Genomic DNA, 21,241 nt, shown 5'->3' on the forward strand with positions numbered 1-21,241 from the left:
ACAGGCAGCCGATGGTACTGCGCCGGTATCGGGGTGGGCGTCGCGCCCGCCCGGCCCCGGACGGTGGCCCGACGATCGGCAGCCGGTCGGGTGCGGAGGGTCACAATCTGGGGCTTGCTCGGGGAAAGTGCCCCCCTATGCCGGATTGTGCGGTGACCGTCGGTGGGAAGATCCGGGGCGGTCAGGAGTCGCCGAAGACCTCCGCGACGACCCGCCGGTCGGCAGCCGGGGCATCGGCCACCCGATCCCAGGTGCCGGCCTCGGCGGTCCACTCCAACCCGCCGAAGCGGACCCGCTTCACCCCGTGGTCGGAGGCGTGTGAGACGAGCCAGTGGGCGTACCGCCAGCCGTCGCGCTGGTCGGTGGCCGGCACGGCGAGCCCGGTCAGCTCGGCCGGCGACACCGTCCCCGGCGGCGCCCAGTCCAGGCTCAGGCCCCGGGTCAGCGCCGCCGCTGCGGCCTCGCCGCGCATCACCGGCGTCGACCCCACGGTGCAGGCCACGGCCCCGGTCGCCTGACCGAGCAGCGCCCGGGTCAACACCTGCGACTCGTCGGCCCACTTCTCGTACGCCTCCGGGTAGGCCGAGCGCTGCACCCTCTGTGCCGCCTCGGTGACCCGCATCTTCTCCCAGCCGCGCACCCGCTTGAGGGCGGCGTAGAACTTGTTGGTCGCGTATCGCGGGTCGCCGATCTGCGCCTCGGTGCCCCAGCCCTGGCTCGGCCGCTGCTGGAACAGCCCCACCGAGTCGCGGTCGCCGCCGTCGAGGTTGCGCAGCCCGGACTCCTGGTACGCCGTGGCGAGAGCCACCACCACGGCGCGCTCCGGCATCTTCCGTTGGGTGCCGATCGCCGCGATGGTGGCGGCGTTGGCCATCTGGTCGGCGTCGAGGCGCACCTGGCCGTCCGCCTGCACGACGCAGGTCCGGCTGGACAGGGGGAGCCGCAGTCGCTCACCCGCCTGGCGGATCACGAGCCAGATCCCGACGACTGCGACGACGGCGACGACGACACCGACTGCGACGACTGCCCGACCTCGCACCCGCACCCCCCGTTCGACGGCTCCGCCAAGAGTACGTCCCCGCCGTCGCTGACCGGCTGGTCCGACCGATTCGCTCCGTTCCGTAGCGAGTCGACCACATTTTGTGCGCGAGGGCGGCGCGTCCCGTCCGGCCTGGTGGCGCGTCCCGTCCGGCGCGAGAGCGGCGCGTCCCGTCCGGCCCGGCGGCGGGGCGCGACGGGCGCGGTGACGGCGGGCTTTCCCGCCGGCCGGGCCGGGAAACGCCTCAGGCGGTCGGCACCCAGCTCGCGTCCCGCTTCTCCCGGAACGCCAGCACCCCCTCGCGCCCCTCCTCGGAGAGGAAGAATCCCGTCGACACGGCGGCCAGCTCGGCGATCTCGGCGCGCAGGTCGGTGGCCGGTGGCCGGCGCAGCAGGGCCTTCACCCCGGCCAGCGCGTGCGGTGCGCCCCGCACCAGCGACGCGCACGCCCGCTCCACCGCCGCGTCCAGCCCGTCGGCCGACACGGCGGAGGTGACCAGGCCGATCTCGGCGGCCCGCCGGCCGTCGAAGGTGTCGCCGGTCAGGTACAGCTCGGCGGCCGCCCGGGGGGCCAGTCGGGGAAGCACGGTCGCTGAGATCACCGCCGGGACCACCCCGATCCGCACCTCGGTGAAGGCGAACGTCGCCTCCTGGGCGCAGAACGCCAGGTCGGCCGCCGCGATCAGGCCCAGCCCGCCGGCCCGCGCCGGCCCGGCCACCCGGGCCACCACCGGCTTCGGGCACTCCCACACCGCCGCGAGCACGTCGCCGAGCATTCCCGCCGGGACCGTCCCGCTGGCGTACGCGGCGGCGGTCTCCTTCAGGTCGGCGCCGGAGCAGAACACCGGGCCGGTGTGGTCGAGCACGACCACCCGGACCGCGTCGTCGGCCACCGCGGCGGACAGCCCGGCCAGCAGCTCGGTCATCAGCGGCGTGGAGAGCGCATTGCGGTTGTGCGGGCTGTTCAGGGTGAGGGTGGTCACCCCGCGGGTCGTGGCGACCCGCACGAGCGCGTCGGAGGAGGTCATGCGGGCACACTAGTGGCCATGCCCGGCGTCCTTCCAGAAGGCGAAGCCGTCCCCGTCGACGGATCGCTGCCCGCCACCGCCACCCGCGCCGTCGGCGCACGCGGCTTCGGCGTGTACGTGCACGTGCCGTTCTGCGCCAGCCGGTGCGGCTACTGCGACTTCAACACGTACACGGCCGACGAGTTGGGCGGCGGGGCCGGCCGCGAGTCGTACGCCGACACGGTGCTGGCCGAGCTGGCCCTCGCCGGCCGGGTCCTCGGCGACACCCCACCGCCGAGGGTCGACACCGTGTTCGTCGGCGGCGGCACCCCCACCCTGCTGCCCGCCGACGACCTGGCCCGGATCCTCGACGGCATCGACCGCACCTGGGGGCTGGCCGCCGACGCCGAGGTGACCACCGAGGCCAACCCGGAGTCGGTGACGCCGGAGTCGCTGAAGACCCTGCGGGCGGCCGGGTACACCCGGATCTCGCTGGGCATGCAGTCCGCCGCGCCGGGAGTGCTGGCCGTGCTCGACCGCCGGCACAGCGCCGGCCGGGCCACCGCCGCCGCGGCCGAGGCCCGCGACGCCGGGTTCGACCACGTCAACCTGGACCTGATCTACGGCACCCCGGGGGAGAGCGCCGAGGACTTCGCGGCCTCCCTCGACCAGGTGGTCGCCGCCGGGGTGGACCACGTCAGCGCGTACGCCCTGATCGTGGAGGACGGCACCCGGCTGGCCGCGCGGATGCGGCGCGGCGAGCTGCCGTACCCCTCCGACGACGTGGCGGCGGACCGCTACCTGGCCGCGGAGGCAGCCCTCGGCGCGGCCGGCTTCTCCTGGTACGAGGTGTCCAACTGGGCCCGCACGCCGGCCGGCCGGTGCCGGCACAACCTGCTCTACTGGACCGGCGCGGACTGGTGGGGCCTGGGCCCGGGGGCGCACAGCCACGTCGGCGGGGTGCGCTGGTGGAACGTCAAGCATCCGAGCGCGTACGCGAAGCGGCTCGCGGCGGGGGAGTCCCCCGGCCTGGCCCGGGAGGTGCTCACGCCCGGCGAGACGCACATGGAGGACGTGATGCTGCGCCTGCGGCTCGCCTCCGGCCTGCCGCTCGACGTGCTGGACGCGCCCGGCCGGGCCGGCGCGGAGCGGGCCGTGGCCGGCGGGCTGCTCGACCCGGCCGGGTACTCGGCCGGCCGGGCCGTGCTCACCCTGCGCGGCCGGCTGCTGGCCGACGCGGTCGTCCGCGATTTGCTGCCCTGACGGGACGCCCTGGCCCGCGCCCCCGTCCGCCTGGCACCGGCCGGCCCGACCGAGGCCGGCCGGTGCGGGTCACTTCACGAGGTTGTAGGTCATCGGGTAGCGGTAGAGCGTGCCCTCGTTGGCCTTGAGGCCGCCGATGATGCCGAAGATGATCGGAATCAGGGCGACCAGCAGCGGGATGAAGAACAGCACCCCGCAGGTGACCACGGCGAGCACGAAGCTGATCACCAGGGCGATCGCCCAGGTGAGCTGGAAGTTCAGCGCCGCGACGGCGTGCGCGCGCACGGTCGGCGACTGCTGGCCCTTGACCACGAGCGCGATCAGCGGGGCGACCCAGCCGAGCAGGCTGCCGCCGACCACCACGCCGAGCGGGCCGCCGAAGTGCGCGATCAGCGCCCAGGTCTTGTCGTCGTTGGTGGGGTAGCCGCCGGTCGGGCCCGGGTACGCCCCGCCGGTCGGATATCCGCCACCCGGGGGGTATGTGCCACCGGGGGCGTAGCCGCCCGGGTGGTAGCCGGCCGGCGGGGGCTGGCTGCCGGGGGGCGGGTAGCCGCCCGACGGCGACTGGTCGCCGGTGGGTGGTGGATAGCCGCCGGGTGGTGGATAGCCGCCCGCCCCGGGAGCCCCGGAAAGTGGTGCGGTGGGTGGCTCGTCCGCCGACGAGCCGTACGGTGCCGACGGCGGGTTGGCCTCGGGCGGGTAGCCGCCCGGGTCGCCCGCTCCGGGAGGACGAGGTGGTTCAGTCATGCACGCCACGGTAGGGGCTGCCGGCAAGGGGGCACCAGAGCGACACTGGTCGGGCCGAGGGGATGATCGGCCAGCGGGGCCGGGGCCCCGCCCCGTCGCCCGGGGGCCGCAGCCGGACCGATGGTCCGTCTGTGATCTTACCGACGGAGGGGCAGCCGACGTAGACTGGCACTCATTACAGTCGAGTGCCAGGCTTCGCCGGCCGGCGCGCAGGCCCGGGGCGTCGCCGCGACGACGGGCACCGACGTGCGACAGGAGGTAAGGGGAGTGGGTCTCGACGACCGCAAGCTCGCCGTGCTCCGCGCCATCGTCGAGGACTACGTCGCCACTCAGGAGCCGGTCGGCAGCAAGGCCCTGGTCGAGCGCCACCAGCTCGGCGTCTCCCCGGCGACCGTTCGCAACGACATGGCGGTGCTGGAGGAGGAGGGGTACATCCGGCAGCCGCACACCAGCGCGGGGCGGGTGCCCACCGACCGGGGCTACCGGCTCTTCGTCGACCGGCTCTCCCGGGTCAAGCCGCTCAGCCCGGCCGAACGTCGGGCCATCGAGCGCTTCCTGGTCGGCGCCGTCGACCTGGACGACGTGGTGCACCGCACGGTCCGGCTGCTGGCCCAGCTCACCCGGCAGGTCGCCGTGGTGCAGTATCCGTCGCTGGCCCGGTCCTCGGTGCGGCACCTGGAGCTGGTGCCGATCTCCACCACCCGGCTGATGCTGGTGATGATCGCCGACACGGGGCGGGTCGAGCAGCGGCTGGTCGAGCTGCCCGCGCCGGTCCCCGCCGACACCGTCACCGACCTGCGCCGGCTGGTCAACGAGAAGCTGGTCGGCAGCCGGCTGTCGGAGACCCCGCCGCTGGTGCAGGCCCTGGTCGAGGAGTCTGCGGCGCACCTGCGCCCGGCCATGACCACGCTGGCCACGGTGCTGCTGGAGACGCTGGTCGAGCGGCACGAGGAGCGCATCGCGCTGGCCGGCACCGCCAACCTGACCCGGGGCGGCCTGCTGGACTTCCAGGGTTCGCTGCGGCCGATCCTGGAGGCGCTGGAGGAGGAGGTGGTGATGCTCAAGCTCATCGGCGAGGCCGAGTCGACCACCACCCGGGTGCTGATCGGCGACGAGAACGAGATCGACAACCTGCGCGCCGCCTCGGTGGTGAGCACCGGGTACGGGCCGGGGGCGACGGCGCTCGGCGGCCTGGGCGTGCTCGGCCCCACCCGGATGGACTACCCCGGCACCATCGCCACGGTGCGGGCCGTGGCACGCTACGTGGGCGAGCTGCTGGCCCAGAACTGACCAGTCAGGGCCGACGGCCGGCTTCAGCCGCCGACCGGCGCAACGCGAGACGAACATGAGGACACGGAACTCAGTGGCCAGGGACTACTACGGCATCCTCGGCGTAGGCCGGGAAGCCTCCGACGACGAGATCAAGCGCGCCTACCGCAAGCTGGCGCGGCAGTTCCACCCGGACGTGAATCCGGACCCGGAGGCACAGGAGAAGTTCAAGGAGATCAACGCCGCGTACGAGGTCCTCTCGGACGATCGGAAACGGCAGATCGTCGACCTGGGCGGTGACCCGCTCGCCCCGGGCGGCGGTGGCGCCGGCCCGGGTGGGCCCGGCGGAGCCGGCCCGTTCGTCGGCTTCCAGGACATCATGGACGCCTTCTTCGGCGGCGCGGCCGGCGGCTCACGCGGGCCACGCCCGCGCACCCGGCCGGGGGCCGACGCGATCCTGCGACTGGAGCTGGACCTGCACGAGACGGCATTCGGCGTCGAGGCGCCGATCACCGTCGACACCGCCGTGCTCTGCACCACCTGCTCCGGCGCGGGCACCGCCGCCGGCACCCACCTGGCCACCTGCGAGGCGTGCGGCGGCCGGGGCGAGGTGCAGTCGGTGCAGCGCACGTTCCTCGGCCAGGTGGTCTCCGCCCGGCCGTGCACGGTCTGCCAGGGGTACGGCACCACGATCCCGCACCCCTGCCCGACCTGCGCCGGCGACGGGCGGGTGCGTACCCGCCGCTCGCTGACCGTGAAGATCCCGGCCGGGGTCGAGGACGGCATGCGGATCCGGCTGGCCCAGCAGGGCGAGGTCGGCCCGGGCGGCGGCACCGCCGGCGACCTGTACGTGGAGATCCACGAGCGCCCGCACGACGTCTACTCCCGCAAGGGCGACGACCTGCACTGCCGGGTGACCGTCCCGATGACCGCCGCGGCGCTCGGCACCCGGCTGACCATCAAGACGCTGGACAGCGAGGAGACGGTCGACGTCAAGGCCGGAACCCAGCCGGGCAGCACCCTGCGGCTGCGCGCCCGGGGGGTGCCGCACCTGCGTGGCACCGGCCGCGGCGACCTCTACGTCCACCTCGACGTGCGGACCCCGACCAAGCTCGACGCCGACCAGGAGAAGATGCTGCGCGACTTCGCCAAGACCCGGGGCGAGGAGGTCGCCGAGCTGTCCAAACAGGGCGGCTTCTTCTCCCGGATGCGCGACGCGTTCAACGGGCACCCCTGACCCCGGTCCTCCGGCCTCGCCGCCCCGGTCCCCGCCGGGGCGGCTAACCTGATCGTCGTGTCCGCGCCGCTGTTCCTGGTCGAGTCGCTGCCCACCGCTGCCCAGCTGACCCTGGACGGCCCCGAGGGGCATCACGCCGCCACCGTGCAGCGGCTGCGGGTGGGTGAGGAACTGCTGCTCGCCGACGGCCGGGGCGGCACCGCGTCCGCCGTGGTCACCGCCGTCGGCCGGGGCAGCCTGGAGCTCGACGTCACCTCCCGGGGGTACGTCGACGCGTCCGTGCCCCGGCTCGTGGTGGTGCAGGGCATCGCCAAGGGCGACCGGGGCGAGCTGGCCGTGCAGGCGATGACCGAGGTCGGGGTGGACGAGATCGTCCCCTGGGCGGCGTCCCGCTCGGTGGTGCAGTGGCGCGGCGACCGGGGCGTACGGGCGCGGGAGAAGTGGGCGGCCACCGCCCGGGAAGCGGCGAAGCAGGCCCGACGGGCGTGGCTGCCGGTGCTGGCCGGGGCCCCCGACGAGTCCACCGCCACCGTGGCCCGGCGGATCGCCGGGTCCGCCGCCGCGTTCGTCCTGCACGAGGAGGCCGACGACCGGCTGACCACCGTGGAGCTGCCCGACGCGGGCGAGATCGTGCTGGTCGTCGGCCCGGAGGGCGGCATAGCCGAGCCCGAGTTGGCCACCTTCGCCGCCGCCGGCGCCCGCCCGGTCCGCCTGGGCCCGTCGGTCCTGCGCACCTCCACGGCCGGAGTGGCCGCCCTCTCGGTCCTCTCCACCCGCCTCCCCCGCTGGTAACCCCGGAACCGCACCCCACACCCCGGGGCCTCACCCCGCACCCCGGGGCCTCACCCCGCACCCCGGGGCCTCACCCCGCACCCCGGGGCCTCAGCTCGCACTTACCCGGAATGAGTGGTCATTCCGCGTGGAATAGCCACTCATTCCGTGAATTTGCGCCAACTGGTGGCCCGGGGTGGGCGGGGGGTGGGTTAGGGGCGGAGGTAGCTGGCGCCGTTGAGGTCGATGATGGTGCCGGAGGTCCACTCCGACTCGGGGGCGGCCAGCCAGTGGATGGCGGCGGCGATCTCGTCGGGGCGGGCCACCCGGTTGAACGGGCTCTGGGCGCGGATCTCCGCGCCCCGCTCGCCGGCCAGGTGCTCCGTGGTCATGTCCGTCTCCACGAAGCCGGGGGCCACCGTGGCCACCGCGATGCCGTACGGGGCGAGGGCCACCGCGAGGGACTGGCCGAGCGCGTTCAGCCCCGCCTTGCTCGCCCCGTACGCCGGCTGGTCCGGCTCGCCCCGGAACGCGCCCCGGGAGGAGACGTTGACGATCCGCCCGCCCCGTTCGCGCATGTGCTGGGCGGCGCACCAGGTCACGTTGGCCGCCCCGGTCAGGTTGGTCTCCAGCGCCTGCCGCCAGCGCCGCTGCCAGTCGGCGTAGGACGCGCCGAAGACCGGGTGCGGGGCGTCCCGCTCGCCGTACACGCCGGCGTTGTTGACCAGCACGTCCAGGCCGCCGAGGCGGGCCGCCGCGTCGTCGACCATCGCCCGTACCGCGTCGGGGTCGGTCAGGTCCGCGCGGACCACGACGTGGCCGTCGCCCGGCAGTTCGGCGCGCAGCCCCTCGGCCAGCTCCGCCGAGTCCCGGTGGTGGATCGCCACCCGGTCCCCGCCCGCCGCGAACCTCGCCGCCACCGCGCGCCCGATGCCGCGCGAGGACCCCGTCACCAGTACCGCTCGTGAAGTCACGCCGCCATCATGCCCGAGCAGGCCGGCACGCCTTACCATGCCCCGATGGGATCCGACTGCTTGTTCTGCCGAATCGTCGCCGGGGAGATCCCGGCCACCATCGTCCGGGAGACCGACACCACCCTGGCGTTCCGGGACATCTCCCCGAAGGCCCCGGTGCACGTGCTGGTCATCCCGAAGGAGCACTACGCCGACGTGGCCACCCTGGGCCAGGGCGACCCGGGGCTGGCCGGGGAACTGCTGGCCGCGGCCGCCGTCGTGGCCGAGGACGAGGGGCTGCTCGGCGACGGCTACCGGCTGATGTTCAACACCGGGGCGTACGGGGGCCAGGAGGTCTTCCACGTCCACGCGCACGTGCTCGGCGGCGCGCCGCTCGGCCCGATGATCTGCCGGTAGGCGGGCGGTGGTGAGCGAGATCGACGGCCGCCTGGAGCGGATGGTGCGGCGGGTCCAGGCCGACGGGCGGGTGCCGGCCGTGTCGGCCGCCCTGCACCGGGCCGACCGGCCGCCGTGGACGTGCGCGGTCGGCGGCACCGGCAACGACGGCGTCCTCGGCCCGGAGACGCGGTTCCGGATCGGCTCGGTGACCAAGACCTTCACCGCCGTGCTGGTCCTCCAGTGCCGCGACGCGGGCCTGCTCGACCTGGACGACCCGGTGGGCCGGCACCTCGACGTCCCGGCGCACGGCGAGCTGACCGTGCGCCGGCTGCTGTCGCACACCTCGGGCCTGCAACGGGAGCCGCACGGCGACGTCTGGGACACCCTGGCCGCCCCCGACGTGGACGCGCTGCTGGCCGACCTGGCCCGGGCCGAGCGGGTGCTGCCGCCGGCCCGCCGCTACCACTACTCCAACCTCGGCATGGCGCTGCTCGGCCAGCTCGTCGCGCGGCTGCGCGGCGGCGCCTGGGCCGAGGTTCTCGGCGAGCGGGTGCTCGCCCCGCTCGGGCTGACCGCCACCGCCGACCGGCCGGGCCCGGCGGCGGCCACCGGGTTCCTGGTCGACGCGTACTCCGACGAGGCGCACCCGGAGCCGCCGACGGACTTCGGCGCGGTCGGCCCGGCCGCCCAGCTCTGGAGCACCGCGGCCGACATGGCCCGGTGGGCGGCGTTCCTGGCCGACCCGGCGGCGCTGGACCCGGCCGGCGCGGTGCTCGCCCCGGCCACCCTCGACGAGATGCGCTGGCCGCTGACCGTCACCGACGAGACGTCCTGGGGCGCGGGCTTCGGGCTGGGGCTGATCCTCGTGCCGCAGGGCGAGCGGGTGGTGCACGTCGGGCACGACGGGGCGATGCCCGGCTTCCTGGCCGCCGTCTACGGCCGGCGCGGCGGTGACGGCACCGCCGGGGCGATGGGCGCGGCGGTGCTCGGCTCGTCCGGGACCGGGGTGCAGGTGATGGACCTGCCGCACCGGCTGCTCGCGGCGTCCGCCGAGCATGACCCGGCCGACGTCGAGCCGTGGCGGCCGGGAGAGCCCGCCCCGGCGCACCTGCGCGGGATGCTGGGCCGCTGGTGGGGCGAGGGCTTCGAGTACGTCTTCGGCTGGCACGACGGGGCCCTGCGGGCCCGGGGCGCGGACGACCCGGCGGGGAAGCCGCCGGCGGTCTTCGCCCCGGTGCCGGACCGGCCGGACGTGTTCCGCACCGTGTCCGGGCGGGAGGTCGGCGAGTTGCTCCGGCTGACCCGGGACGCGGACGGGAGGGTGGTCCGGCTGCACTGGGCCACCTACCGGTTCACCCGGGCCCAGGAGACCTTCGACGGGTACGACTTCCGGCGCTGACCCCGCCCCGGGCGGGGCGGCTCGGCGGCAGGTGGGGCGGGGCGGCGGCCCGGTTAATGGCAGAGGTGCCACCGCGCGGGAAACGATAGGATGGGGGCAACGTCCGACCGCCGCGCCCACCAGGCCTGGCGCCGAGAGTGAGAGCAGGTGGCGCAGGGCCCCTCGGCCCGACCTATGACCGGCACCCCACCTCCCGGCCCGCCCCGGGTGCAGACCAGGATCACCGTCCCCGACTCCAAGATCATGGTCAATCTGCTGGGCGCGGGCGACGAGATCCTGCGACTCGTCGAACGCTCGGTCACCAGCGACGTGCACGTCCGTGGCAACGAGATCACCATCACCGGTGCTCCCGCGGACAACGCCTTCGCCGAGCGCCTCTTCAGCGAGCTGCTCGAACTGATCGAGAAAGGCGAGACCCTGACCACTGACGCCGTACGGCGTACCGTCGGCATGCTCGAGCAGGGCAGTGCCGAGCGGCCCGCCGAGGTCCTGACGCACAACATCCTCTCCCGGCGCGGGCGCACCATCCGCCCCAAGACCCTCGGGCAGAAGACCTACGTCGACGCCATCGACGGGCACACCATCGTCTTCGGCATCGGCCCGGCGGGCACCGGCAAGACGTACCTCGCCATGGCGAAGGCCGTCCAGGCGCTCCAGGCCAAGCAGGTCGACCGGATCATCCTCACCCGGCCGGCGGTCGAGGCGGGGGAGCGGCTCGGCTTCCTGCCCGGCACGCTGAACGAGAAGATCGACCCCTACCTGCGCCCGCTCTACGACGCGCTGCACGACATGCTCGACCCGGAGACCATCCCGAAGCTGATGGCGGCGGGGACGATCGAGGTCGCGCCGCTGGCGTACATGCGCGGGCGTAGCCTCAACAGCGCGTTCATCATCCTCGACGAGGCCCAGAACACCACGCCCGAGCAGATGAAGATGTTCCTCACCCGGCTCGGTTTCGGTTCCAAGATCGTGGTCACCGGCGACGTCACCCAGGTGGACCTTCCCGGCGGGACGACCAGCGGCCTGCGGATCGTCCGGGAGATCCTGGAGAACGTGGAGGATGTGCACTTCGCGCAGCTCTCCAGCTCCGACGTGGTGCGTCACCGGCTGGTCGGGGAGATCGTCGACGCGTACGCCCGCTGGGATGCCGAGCGGGAGAAGCAGCAGGCGCAGGGCGTGCACGCCGTGCCGGGGCCTACCGCCCCGGGCGGTCGGGCCGGCCGGCGCCGCCAGACCTAGGGAACCCAGTTGTCCATCGAGATCGCCAACGAGTCCGGTGCCGAGGTCGACACCGACGCCGTGCTCGCCGTCGCCCGGTACGCCCTCGACGAGATGGGGGTCAACCCCCTCGCCGAGCTGTCCGTGCTGCTGGTCGACATCGACTACATGACCGAGCTGAACCACCGCTGGATGGGTGGCGACGGCCCGACCGACGTGCTCGCCTTCCCCATGGACGAGGGCAGCGTCGACCACGGGCCGGGCGAGGCCAGCGCGTCCGGCGGGGAGCCGGCCCTGCTCGGCGACATCGTGCTCTGCCCGGAGGTGGCGGCCAAGCAGGCCGCGACCGCCGGCCACGCGGCGGCGGACGAGCTGCACCTGCTCACCGTGCACGGGGTCCTGCACCTGCTCGGGTACGACCACGCCGAGCCGGAGGAGGAGCGGGAGATGTTCGAGCTCCAGGCCCGGCTGCTGGCCGGCTGGCGGTCGACCCGGTCCCGGTGATGCCCACCCTGATATCGGCGGCCGGCGCCCCCGCCGGCCTGCCCGACCTGCAACTGCTCGTCTTCGCGGCCGGGCTGGTGGTGCTCGCCGGCCTGATCGCGATGACCGAGGCGGCGCTCGCCGCGGTGTCCCCGGCCCGGGCGGCCGAGCTGGCCCGCGACGGCGCCCGGGGCGCCCGCACCCTCCAGGCGGTCGCCGGCGACGTGGTCCGCCACCTCAACCTGCTGCTGCTGCTCCGGCTGCTGGCCGAGCTGACCGCCACCACGCTGGTCGCGCTGGTGGCGGTCGACACGTTCGGCGCGGGCTGGCGGGCGGCCCTGATCACCGCCGGCGCGATGACCGTGATCAGCTTCGTGGTGGTCGGCGTCGGCCCGCGCACCATCGGCCGGCAGCACGCGTACGCGGTCGGCCGGGCGGTCGCCCCGCTGGTGCGCTGGCTCGGGCGGGCGCTCAACCCGCTCGCCTCGCTGCTGATCCTGATCGGCAATGCGGTCACCCCGGGGCGCGGCTTCCGGGAGGGGCCGTTCGCCACCCAGGTGGAGCTGCGCGAGCTGGTCGACCTGGCCGAGCAGCGCGGCGTCGTGGAGCACGGCGAGCGGCAGATGATCCACTCGGTCTTCGCGCTCGGCGACACCATCGCCCGCGAGGTGATGGTGCCGCGCACCGAGATGGTGTGGATAGAGGAGAGCAAGACCCTCTCCCAGGCGCTGACGCTGTTCCTGCGTTCCGGCTTCTCCCGCATCCCGGTGATCGGGGAGAGCGTCGACGACGTGCTGGGCGTGCTCTACCTGAAGGACCTGATCCGGCGTACCCGGGGCGGCGATCCCGCCGCGGCCCTGCTGCCGGTGGCCGAGCTGATGCGCCCGGCGACCTTCGTCCCGGAGTCCAAGCCGGTCGACGACCTGCTGTCGGAGATGCAGGCGGCCCGCAACCACCTGGTCATCGTCGTCGACGAGTACGGTGGCACCGGCGGCCTGGTCACCATCGAGGACATCCTCGAGGAGATCGTCGGGGAGATCACCGACGAGTACGATGTCGAGCGCCCACCGGTCGAACGGCTGGAGGACGGTTCGGTGCGGGTCACCGCCCGGCTGCCGGTCGAGACCCTCGGCGAGCTGTTCGACGTCGAGCTGCCCGCCGACGAGGTCGAGACGGTCGGCGGCCTGCTCGCCCAGGCCCTGGGCCGGGTTCCGATCCCCGGCGCGGAGGCCGACGTGGCCAAGCTCCGGCTGCACGCCGAGGGCACCACCGGCCGGCGCAACCGGATAGACACCGTGCTGGTCAGCCGGATCGAGCCGACCGGCCATGCCGACACGACCCCGGGGCGCGGCGAGCCCGCCGACTACCGGGGCAACCAGAACCGATCCGAGGAGAGGCAATCCGCCGATGCCTGAGTCACCCGCCGCACCCGCGGCCCTGCCCACCCCGACCGCGCCGGTCGAGCTGACCGCCGAGGACGGCAAGCTGGTCGTCCTGGCCCGCGGCGCGCGGGGCCGGGTGGGCGCCGTGGAGGGAGCGGCGGTACGCGACCAGGACGGCCGCACGTACACGGCGGCGAGCGTCTCGCTGCCCTCGCTCACGCTCACCGCCCTCCAGCTCGCGGTGGCTTCCGCCGTGGCGGCCGGGGCCACCCGACTGGAGGCCGCCGTGGTGGTGACCGAGGCGTCGACCCTGGACGGGGCGGGGCACGCCGCCGTCCGGGATCTGGCCGCCGACGCGCCGGTCCACGTGGCCGCCCCGGACGGCACCGTCCTCGGCACGGTGGTCGAGTGACCGGCCGTCCCGCAGCAGGCCGTCCCGCCGCCGGTCGTCGCGACGGTCGTCCGGCAGCCGGTCGCCGTGACGGCGGGGGCGCTGCGGCCGGTGGCCGCGCGTCCGGCGGCGGCGAGCCGGGGAAGCTCCCGTACCGGGCCGGGTTCGCCTGCTTCGTGGGCCGGCCGAACGCCGGCAAGTCGACGCTGACCAACGCCATCATCGGCACGAAGATCGCGATCACCTCGAACAAGCCGCAGACCACCCGGCACATCATCCGGGCCGTGCTGCACCGGCCGGAGTCGCAGCTCGTCCTGGTCGACACCCCGGGCCTGCACCGCCCCCGCACGCTGCTCGGCGAGCGCCTGAACGACCTGGTCCGCGCCACCTGGAGCGAGGTCGACGTGATCGGCCTGTGCATCCCGGCGAACGAGCCGGTCGGCCGGGGGGACCGGTTCATCACCGGCGAGCTGGCCGAGCTGAAGGCCACCGTGATGGCCGTGGTGACCAAGACCGACCTGGTGGACAAGCGGCGACTGGCCGAGCAGCTTCTCGCGGTCAGCAAGCTGGGCGAGTTCGCCGAGGTGGTGCCGGTCAGCGCGGTGTCCGGTCACCAGGTCGACACCCTGGTCGACGTGATGACCGGCTACCTGCCCGAGTCGCCGCAGCTCTACCCGGACGACATGCTCACCGAGGACCCGGAGCAGGTGCTGATCGCCGAGATGATCCGGGAGGCGGCCCTGGAGGGGGTCCGCGACGAGCTGCCGCACTCCATCGCCGTGGTGGTGGAGGAGATGATCCCCGAGGGTCAGCTCATGAAGATCTACGCCGACGTCTACGTCGAGCGGTCCAGCCAGAAGGCGATCGTGCTCGGCCACCAGGCCAGCCGGCTCAAGCAGGTCGGCATCACCGCCCGCCAGCAGATCGAGGAGCTGCTCGGCACCCGGGTCTACCTGGACCTGCACGTGCGGGTGGCGAAGGAATGGCAGCGCGACCCCAACCAGCTCCGCAAGCTCGGCTTCTGACCCAGATCCGCCCCGCGCGCCGGGTCGTCGGCGTGCGGGGCGGATCTGGGGAGTTTCTGGGCAGTGGCACCGCCCCGCCGTCGGGCTGATCCACCCCCGGCACGCTTCCGGGTCAGGCCGGGTATGGCTTTTTTCACTTTCAGCCCGCGATGGTGGGCGTTTGCCGGCGTTCGGTCGGAGGGTAGGGAACGTTTGCGTCCTGCCCCCTGACATTGAAGCAGGCTGATGCGAAACCGATACCTGGACTTGCTGCGCTTCCTGGCGATCATCCGAGTCGTGGTCTACCACGTGACCGGATGGGGCACGCTGACGCTGCTCTTCCCGGCCATGTCGGTGATGTTCGCGCTTGCCGGATCGCTCATGGCGGCGTCGCTGGACAGGTCCGGGGTGCCGGCGGTGGGCCGGCGGCTGCGCCGCCTGCTGCCGTCGCTGTGGGTGGTGGCCGCGATCTTCGTACCCGCCATGCTGCTCACCGGGCTGCCGCTGACGCCGAGGGTGCTGCTCTGGGCGTTCCCCGTGGCCGACCCGCCGGCCAACTACTGGGGGGCGCTGGCGCTCAGCCCGATCTGGTACCTGCGCGACTACCTCTGGTTCGTGTTCGCCTCGCCTCTCGCGCTCTGGCTGTTCCGCCGGGCGCCGTGGCCCACCCTGCTCGCCCCGTACGCCCTGCTGGCCGCGATCGAGGCCGGCATGCTGCCGAACGCGCCGACGGTGCTGCGGGACTTCGGCCTGTACTTCGGGGCCTGGCTGCTCGGCTTCGCCCACCACGACGGCCTGCTGCGCCGCATGGCCACCCGGGTGCTGGTCCCGACCGCGCTCGCCCTCGGCGCCGCCGGGGCGGCCTGGATCGTCACCCACCCCGGCCCCCGGGGGTACGACCTGAACGACATGCCGCTGGGCAACGCGCTCTGGTCGGCGGCGTTCATCCTGGTGGCGATCGGCCGGGCCCCGGCGTCCGCTGCCTGGGTGGACCGCAACGCGCTGCTCGGCCGCGCGGTGACCGTGCTGAACCGGCGGGCGCTGACCGCCTACCTCTGGCACATGCCGTTCGTGGTGGCGCTCACCCCGCTGGTCGACGTCGTCGGCTGGTCCCACCAGGACCCGGTCGGGCTGGCGATCCGGGTGGCGCTGGTCTTCGCGCTGGTCGGCGTGGTCACCGTGCTGGTCGGCTGGGTGGAGGACGTGGCGGCCCGCCGCCCCCCGGAGCTGCTCCCAGGCAGCCGAACCCCCGGCGGCACCCCGGCCCGCCCCGACGGCACCCTGGCCCGCCCCGGCGGCACCCCGACGGCCCCTGGTTGCGTGCCGGTCAGCCCCGCCCCGGCGGGGCGGGCGGTGGCGCCGGCGCCCCGGGCCCCCGAGGAGTACACCACCAAGCTCAGCGTGCGCTGACCGTCACGTTCCCGCTGCCTGTGGCGACGTCGATCAGCAGCAGCGCGGTCGGGTCGTCCGAAACGCCGAGGTCGGCATCGCCCGACCCGACGCTCGACCGCACCCGGTACCGGCCGGCGGGCACGATCAGGTCCACGTTCCCGCTGTCGGCGTGGGCCCGCGCCGAGGCGGGGGCGGACAGCTCCAGGTCGACGTCGCCCGAGCCGGTCTCGGCGTCGACCTGACCGCGGAGGCCCCGCCCCGTGATGCTGCCCGAGCCGGCCCGCAGGGTGGCCGGGCCGGGCACGTCGTCCACCTCCACGTCGCCGGAACCGGTCTCGGCCCGTACCGGGCCGGTGGCCCCGCCGACGTGGATGTTGCCCGAGCCGAGGCGCAGCTCCACCGCGCTGACCTGGGACAGGTCGATGTCGCCCGAGCCGCCCTCGCCGCGCACCGCCGTCCCCGGGGGCACGGTCACGTCGTACGACACCGAGCAGCGGTGGCCGCAGTCGGAGTCCAGCACCAGCTCGTCGCCGTGCACCTCGTACCGGGTGTCGGGCTGGGCGCCGTGGTAGCGCAGCACCCGCTTGACGCGTACCTGACCGGTCGGACCGGTGCCGCGTACCGTCACGTCGCCCGCCCCCGGACGCACGACGACCCGGGTCACGGCGACGGTCTCGGTGGTGTCGAAGTCGAGCTGGCGCATCGACAAGGTGTCGCACCCGGCGACGAGGATCAGGGCGGCGGCGCCGCCGACGGCGAGGGCGGTGCGGGCAACCGGCCGGCGGGCGGCGACGGCGGCGCGGCGTGGTGCGGCGGCCCGGGCGGGCGCGGCGGTGGGATGCGGAGCCATGCCGGCACGCTACGGCGGGGCCGACCTGGGGCGCATCCGGGATCGCGCGCCGGCTACCCCGAACCGACCCTGATTTCACACCCCGAGGAGAATGACCGGATGCCCGGGTACCGCCGACAGCTCTACCGCGACGACGCGGTGGTGCTGCGCGTGCAGAAGCTCGGCGAGTCCGACCGGATCATCACCCTGCTCACCCGCCGGCACGGCCGGCTCCGCGCGGTGGCCCGGGGGGTCCGCCGCACCACCAGCAAGTTCGGCGCCCGGCTGGAGCCGTTCGGCCACGTCGACGTGCAACTCGCCGGCGACCCGAAGGGCAACACCGGCAGCTCGCTGCACAGCGTCAGCCAGGTCGAGGGGATCGACCTGTACGGCAAGCGGTTCCTCGGCGACTACCCGCGCTACACGGCGGCCAGTGCGATCGCCGAGACGGCCGAGCGGCTCACCCCCGTCGAGCGGGAACCCTCGCTGCGGCTGTTCCAGCTCACCCTCGGCGCGCTGAAGTCCCTCTCCCGGGGCGACCACGCCACCACGCTGGTGCTCGACGCGTACCTGCTGCGCGGGATGACCCTCGCGGGTTGGGCCCCCGCGCTGACCGCGTGCGCGGTCTGCGGCACCCCGGGGCGGCACCGGGCGTTCTCCGTGCCGGCCGGTGGCGCGGTCTGCCCGGACTGCCGGCCCCCCGGGGCGGCCCACCCCGCCCCGGCCACCGTCGACCTGATGTCCGCGCTCACCACCGGCGACTGGGTGCTCGCCGACGCCACCGAGACCGGCGTACGCCGGGAGTGCAGCGGCCTGGTCGCGGCGCACCTGCAGTGGCACCTGGAGCGCGCGTTACGCTCGCTGCCGCTGGTCGACCGGGGCGGTGCGGTCGCCGGCCCGGGGGTGCCGGACGTGAGCAGGGAGAGAGCCGAGTGATCCGATCGATGAGGGCCGGCCGGCGCGAGCCGGTGCCGCCGACTCCGCACCCGTCGGGCGCCCGGCCCCCGGCGCTGCCCCCCGGGGCGGTGCCCCGGCACGTCGCCGTGGTGATGGACGGCAACGGCCGGTGGGCCAAGGAGCGCGGCCTGCCCCGCACCAAGGGCCACGAGGCGGGCGAGTTCAGCCTCTTCGACACCATCGAGGGCGCGATCGAGCTGGGCGTGCCCTACCTCTCGGCGTACGCGTTCTCCACGGAGAACTGGCGGCGCTCGCCCGACGAGGTCCGGTTCCTGATGGGCTTCAACCGGGACGTGATCCGGCGCCGCCGCGACCAGCTCGTCGACCTCGGCGTCCGGGTGGTCTGGTCCGGCCGGCCCGGCCGGCTGTGGAAGAGCGTCATCTCCGAGTTGCAGACCGCCGAGGAGATGTCCCGGGGGAACTCGACGCTGACCCTCCAATTCTGCGTCAACTACGGCGGGCAGGCGGAGATCGCCGACGCCGCCGCCGCGATCGCCCGCGACGTGGCGGCCGGCCGGCTCGACCCGGACAAGGTCAACGAGAAGCTGATCGCGAAGTACCTCTACCACCCGGAGATCCCCGAGGTGGACCTCTTCCTCCGCCCGTCCGGGGAGGAACGGATCTCCAACTTCCTGCTCTGGCAGACCGCGTACGCGGAGCTGGTGTTCCTCGACACCCTCTGGCCGGACTTCGACCGCCGCCACCTCTGGTACGCCTGCGAGCTGTACGCCCAGCGGGACCGGCGCTTCGGCGGGGCGCTGCCCAACCCGGTCGCCCCGTCGAGCTGAGCCCAGGCTTACCGGCGTGCCCGGCTGGGTATCACCCTCCCAGCAGCCACGACGCGGAGGTGAACCCACATGATTCAGAAGCGGATAGGCCAGTGGGCGGTCATGGCGGTCGCCGTGCCGCTGGCCGCAGCCGGAGCTCGCCGGCTCAGCCACACCCTGGAGGCCCGGCGCGGCTCGACCGGCGTGAGCCGGGCGCTCAGCAAGGGCGCCGACCTGCTGCGCCCGCAGAAGGCGAAGCGCCGCCGGTTCTGGTGAGCCGTCCGTCGGCCCCACCCCCGCTTCGGGGGTGGGGCCGACGCCTTCCCACCCGGTCGTCGTGACCGTCAGCGCGTCACGCCTGCACCCGCGTCACGCCTGCACCTCGGAGCGGTCGCCGGCCCACAGCGTGTGGAACGACCCCTCCCGGTCCACCCGCTGGTAGGTGTGCGCGCCGAAGTTGTCCCGCAGCCCCTGGATCAGCGCGGCGGGCAGCCGCTGGGCGCGCAGCCCGTCGAAGTACGCCAGCGACGAGGAGAACGCCGGGGTCGGCACGCCGGCCCGGGCCGCGTCGACCACCACCCGTCGCCAGCTCGGCACGCCGGCGCTGACCGCCTCGGCGAACCACGGCGCCACCAGCAGCGACGGCAGCTCCGGCTGGGCGTCGTACGCCTCCCTGATCCGGTCCAGGAAGCGGGCCCGGATGATGCAGCCGCCCCGCCAGATCGTCGCGGTGCCGCCCAGGTCGATGTCCCAGTCGTACTCCCGGCTGCCGGCGCGGATGTGGTCGAAGCCCTGCGCGTACGCGACGATCTTGCTGGCCAGCAGTGCGCGCCGCACGTCCTCGACGAAGGCGTCCCGGTCCTCGACCTGCCACTTCTCCCCGGCGTCGCCGAACGCCCGGCGGGCGGCCTCGCGCTGGTCGGCGTGCCCGGACAGCGACCGGGCGAAGGTGGCCTCGGCGATGCCGGTGATCGGGATGCCCAGATCCAGCGCGCTCTGCACCGTCCAGCGGCCGGTGCCCTTCTGCTCGGCCTGGTCCAGCACCACGTCGACGAACGCCCGCCCGGTCGCCGCGTCGGTGTGCCCCAGCACCTCGGCGGTGATCTCGATGAGGAACGACTCCAGCTCGCCGGTGTTCCACTCCCGGAAGATGTCCGCGATCTCCGCCGGGCTCGCCGACAGCCCGGCCCGCAGCAGGTCGTACGCCTCCGCGATGAGCTGCATGTCGGCGTACTCGATGCCGTTGTGCACCATCTTCACGAAGTGGCCGGCGCCGTCCGGGCCGATGTGCCGGCAGCACGGCGTGCCGTCGACCTGGGCGGCGATCTTCTCGAACATCGGGCCGAGCTTCGCGTACGACTCGACGGAGCCGCCCGGCATGATGCTCGGCCCGCGCAGCGCGCCCTCCTCGCCGCCCGACACACCGGTGCCGGAGAAGTGCAGCCCGTGCCCGCGCAGCGCCTCCTCCCGTCGCCGGGTGTCGGCGAAGTGGGCGTTGCCGCAGTCGACGACGATGTCGCCCTCCTCCAGCAGCGGGACCAGCTCGTCGATCACCGCGTCGGTCGGGGCGCCGGCCTTCACCATCACGATCACCGCGCGGGGGCGCTCCAGCGACGCCACGAAGTCCGCGAGGGACTCCGACGGCACGAACGTGCCCTCGTCGCCGTGCTCGGCGACCAGGCTGCGGGTGCGCTCCGGGGACCGGTTGTGCACCGCCACCGTGAACCCGTTGCGGGCCAGGTTGCGGGCCAGGTTCCGGCCCATCACCGCCAGCCCGGTCACGCCGATCTGCGCTGTCGCCTGTCGCGTCATCCGTACCCGCCATCCCTCGCGTCGCCTGTGGTGCTGCGACCGTATCCCGGGGGACGGGCGGCGGGGCCCGATGGTGGACGCGGTGTCACGATGTGGTGGCGTCCGGGCCGGCAGCGGCACGTGACCTGGTGGCGTCCGGGCCGGCGGTGGCCCCCCGGCGGGGCGGGTGCCGGTAAATCGGGTGCGGCGGGCGGGGCGGGCGACTACCGTCACGGACATGCGTAACTGACGCCCCTCTTTCGGAAGCCGACCCGCCGTTCTCGCCGCGGGTCCGGTGTTCCGGGCGTCCGCATTCCCACCGCCGCCGCCGCTTTGCGCGGCACCTGTTGTGGCCGGACGCCCGGGCGCTCCCCATCCCGTTCCCGTTCGCCCCGCCGTCGCCCGACGGCAGCGCCGCGCCGCGCAGTCGGCGTCAGCCGCTCGCCGTGCGGTCGGCACCAGCAGTAAGGAGGCCGGGTATGCCCGCCAAGCCCAGTTCCCGCAAGCCCCGCAAGCCGTCCCCGGGTTCGTCGTCGAGTTCGTCCGCGGGTTCGTCCCCGGGATCGTCTCCTCCGGAGGTGACCGCGCCGGATCTCGGCGTCGCGGCTGGCGTCTCCCCGCAGCCGGGGACGGCGTCTCCGCTCCTCTCGCCCACGGGGGATTCGCTCCGCGTGTCGCCGCCGGCGGAGCCCTTGGACGTGTCGCCCATGGTGGAGACGCCGTCCCCGCCGAGGACCGGCCCGCCGGCCGGCGGAGCCAAGTACCCTGCCGGCCGCACCCAGCGCGCCGGCCAGACCCGCCGGTACGCCTTCCGCCGCAGCTGATCCGCGCACCTCGGGGCTGGGCCCGGGCCGAGGTCGGCGCACGTCGGCTCACCTCGGCGCCGTCGGCTCGGTCGGGTCGACCTACCCTTCGTCGGCCCCTATGGAGCTGCCCCGTTTGTG

21 protein-coding genes and 1 pseudogene are annotated in these 21,241 nt (G+C 74.3%); 15 read left to right on the forward strand and 7 right to left on the reverse strand.

The features are described 5' to 3' along the window. Positions 1–181: 181 nt before the first annotated feature. Both GVV04_RS27250 and GVV04_RS27255 read right to left on the reverse strand, forming a co-directional pair. Positions 182–1,045, reverse strand: a complete 864-nt coding sequence (locus GVV04_RS27250; RefSeq protein ID WP_161691848.1) for a hypothetical protein — start codon at positions 1,043–1,045, stop codon at positions 182–184. Between the two features lie 238 nt (positions 1,046–1,283). Beyond that, positions 1,284–2,066, reverse strand: coding sequence for an enoyl-CoA hydratase-related protein (locus GVV04_RS27255; protein ID WP_161691849.1), 783 nt, complete (start codon positions 2,064–2,066; stop codon positions 1,284–1,286). Positions 2,067–2,084: 18 nt separating this feature from the next. Here GVV04_RS27255 and hemW point away from each other — a divergent pair, with 18 nt between their 5' ends. Further along, positions 2,085–3,308, forward strand: coding sequence for a radical SAM family heme chaperone HemW (gene hemW / locus GVV04_RS27260; protein WP_161691850.1), 1,224 nt, complete (start codon positions 2,085–2,087; stop codon positions 3,306–3,308). A gap of 69 nt (positions 3,309–3,377) precedes the next feature. Here the strand turns inward: hemW and GVV04_RS27265 are convergent, their stop codons facing one another. Further along, the gene (locus GVV04_RS27265; protein WP_161691851.1) at positions 3,378–4,055 is read right to left on the reverse strand and encodes a DUF4870 domain-containing protein; all 678 of its coding nucleotides are present in this window, start codon (positions 4,053–4,055) and stop codon (positions 3,378–3,380) included. 267 nt (positions 4,056–4,322) lie between these two features. Here GVV04_RS27265 and hrcA point away from each other — a divergent pair, with 267 nt between their 5' ends. The 3 genes from hrcA (at position 4,323) to GVV04_RS27280 (ending at position 7,353) form a co-directional block, all read left to right on the forward strand. Continuing rightward, positions 4,323–5,345: a heat-inducible transcriptional repressor HrcA gene (hrcA, locus tag GVV04_RS27270; protein ID WP_161691852.1), complete on the forward strand. Its 1,023-nt coding sequence runs from the start codon at positions 4,323–4,325 to the stop codon at positions 5,343–5,345. Between the two features lie 73 nt (positions 5,346–5,418). After that, entirely contained in the window at positions 5,419–6,561 is a 1,143-nt protein-coding gene (gene dnaJ / locus GVV04_RS27275) for a molecular chaperone DnaJ (RefSeq protein ID WP_328822595.1), read from the forward strand. Positions 6,562–6,618: 57 nt separating this feature from the next. Beyond that, positions 6,619–7,353 carry a 16S rRNA (uracil(1498)-N(3))-methyltransferase gene (locus tag GVV04_RS27280; protein WP_161691854.1) on the forward strand — a complete coding sequence of 245 codons (735 nt, stop codon included), beginning with the start codon at positions 6,619–6,621 and terminating at the stop codon, positions 7,351–7,353. 191 nt (positions 7,354–7,544) lie between these two features. Here GVV04_RS27280 and GVV04_RS27285 read toward each other — a convergent pair whose 3' ends face one another. Beyond that, positions 7,545–8,306, reverse strand: a complete 762-nt coding sequence (locus tag GVV04_RS27285) for an SDR family NAD(P)-dependent oxidoreductase (RefSeq protein ID WP_161691855.1) — start codon at positions 8,304–8,306, stop codon at positions 7,545–7,547. Positions 8,307–8,351: 45 nt separating this feature from the next. On the opposite strand from GVV04_RS27285, the gene GVV04_RS27290 reads away from it, so the two are divergent. The 8 genes from GVV04_RS27290 (at position 8,352) to GVV04_RS27325 (ending at position 15,971) form a co-directional block, all read left to right on the forward strand. Then, positions 8,352–8,702: a histidine triad nucleotide-binding protein gene (locus tag GVV04_RS27290; protein ID WP_161691856.1), complete on the forward strand. Its 351-nt coding sequence runs from the start codon at positions 8,352–8,354 to the stop codon at positions 8,700–8,702. Positions 8,703–8,742: 40 nt separating this feature from the next. Beyond that, positions 8,743–10,083 (forward strand): serine hydrolase domain-containing protein, encoded by a 1,341-nt coding sequence (locus GVV04_RS27295; protein WP_201754266.1) that lies wholly within the window; start codon positions 8,743–8,745, stop codon positions 10,081–10,083. A 174-nt stretch (positions 10,084–10,257) separates the two neighbouring features. After that, positions 10,258–11,322 (forward strand): PhoH family protein, encoded by a 1,065-nt coding sequence (locus tag GVV04_RS27300; RefSeq protein ID WP_161691858.1) that lies wholly within the window; start codon positions 10,258–10,260, stop codon positions 11,320–11,322. A 9-nt stretch (positions 11,323–11,331) separates the two neighbouring features. Continuing rightward, positions 11,332–11,805 carry an rRNA maturation RNase YbeY gene (ybeY, locus tag GVV04_RS27305; protein ID WP_117672428.1) on the forward strand — a complete coding sequence of 158 codons (474 nt, stop codon included), beginning with the start codon at positions 11,332–11,334 and terminating at the stop codon, positions 11,803–11,805. After that, a complete protein-coding gene (locus GVV04_RS27310) occupies positions 11,781–13,199 on the forward strand; it encodes a hemolysin family protein (protein ID WP_201754267.1) in 1,419 nt (472 codons plus the stop codon). The genes ybeY and GVV04_RS27310 overlap by 25 nt, the downstream gene beginning before the upstream one ends. Next, positions 13,192–13,578, forward strand: a complete 387-nt coding sequence (locus GVV04_RS27315) for a cytidine deaminase (RefSeq protein ID WP_161691860.1) — start codon at positions 13,192–13,194, stop codon at positions 13,576–13,578. The genes GVV04_RS27310 and GVV04_RS27315 overlap by 8 nt, the downstream gene beginning before the upstream one ends. Further along, positions 13,575–14,582, forward strand: coding sequence for a GTPase Era (era, locus tag GVV04_RS27320; RefSeq protein WP_328822596.1), 1,008 nt, complete (start codon positions 13,575–13,577; stop codon positions 14,580–14,582). Before GVV04_RS27315 ends, era begins: the two co-directional genes overlap by 4 nt. Positions 14,583–14,807: 225 nt before the next feature. Further along, complete coding sequence (locus GVV04_RS27325; protein WP_161691861.1) at positions 14,808–15,971, forward strand: acyltransferase family protein; 1,164 nt, start codon at positions 14,808–14,810, stop codon at positions 15,969–15,971. Here the strand turns inward: GVV04_RS27325 and GVV04_RS27330 are convergent. Further along, entirely contained in the window at positions 15,958–16,803 is an 846-nt protein-coding gene (locus GVV04_RS27330; protein ID WP_161691862.1) for a DUF4097 family beta strand repeat-containing protein, read from the reverse strand. The two genes, GVV04_RS27325 and GVV04_RS27330, sit on opposite strands and share 14 nt — an antisense overlap. 99 nt (positions 16,804–16,902) lie before the next feature. On the opposite strand from GVV04_RS27330, the gene recO reads away from it, so the two are divergent. From recO to GVV04_RS27345, 3 genes are all read left to right on the forward strand, one after another. Continuing rightward, positions 16,903–17,718 carry a DNA repair protein RecO gene (gene recO, locus GVV04_RS27335; protein ID WP_161691863.1) on the forward strand — a complete coding sequence of 272 codons (816 nt, stop codon included), beginning with the start codon at positions 16,903–16,905 and terminating at the stop codon, positions 17,716–17,718. 8 nt (positions 17,719–17,726) lie between these two features. Next, positions 17,727–18,527 (forward strand): isoprenyl transferase, encoded by an 801-nt coding sequence (locus tag GVV04_RS27340; protein ID WP_161692012.1) that lies wholly within the window; start codon positions 17,727–17,729, stop codon positions 18,525–18,527. A gap of 69 nt (positions 18,528–18,596) precedes the next feature. Next, entirely contained in the window at positions 18,597–18,782 is a 186-nt protein-coding gene (locus GVV04_RS27345; RefSeq protein ID WP_161691864.1) for a hypothetical protein, read from the forward strand. Positions 18,783–18,875: 93 nt separating this feature from the next. Here the strand turns inward: GVV04_RS27345 and gndA are convergent, their stop codons facing one another. Continuing rightward, positions 18,876–20,318, reverse strand: coding sequence for an NADP-dependent phosphogluconate dehydrogenase (gndA, locus tag GVV04_RS27350; RefSeq protein ID WP_161691865.1), 1,443 nt, complete (start codon positions 20,316–20,318; stop codon positions 18,876–18,878). 412 nt (positions 20,319–20,730) lie between these two features. After that, a pseudogene (locus GVV04_RS34870) lies at positions 20,731–20,922 on the reverse strand (hypothetical protein); the annotation flags it as partial. Positions 20,923–21,241: the final 319 nt, after the last annotated feature.

Source organism: Micromonospora rubida (assembly GCF_009908295.1).
Taxonomy (GTDB): Bacteria; Actinomycetota; Actinomycetes; order Mycobacteriales; family Micromonosporaceae; genus Micromonospora; species Micromonospora rubida.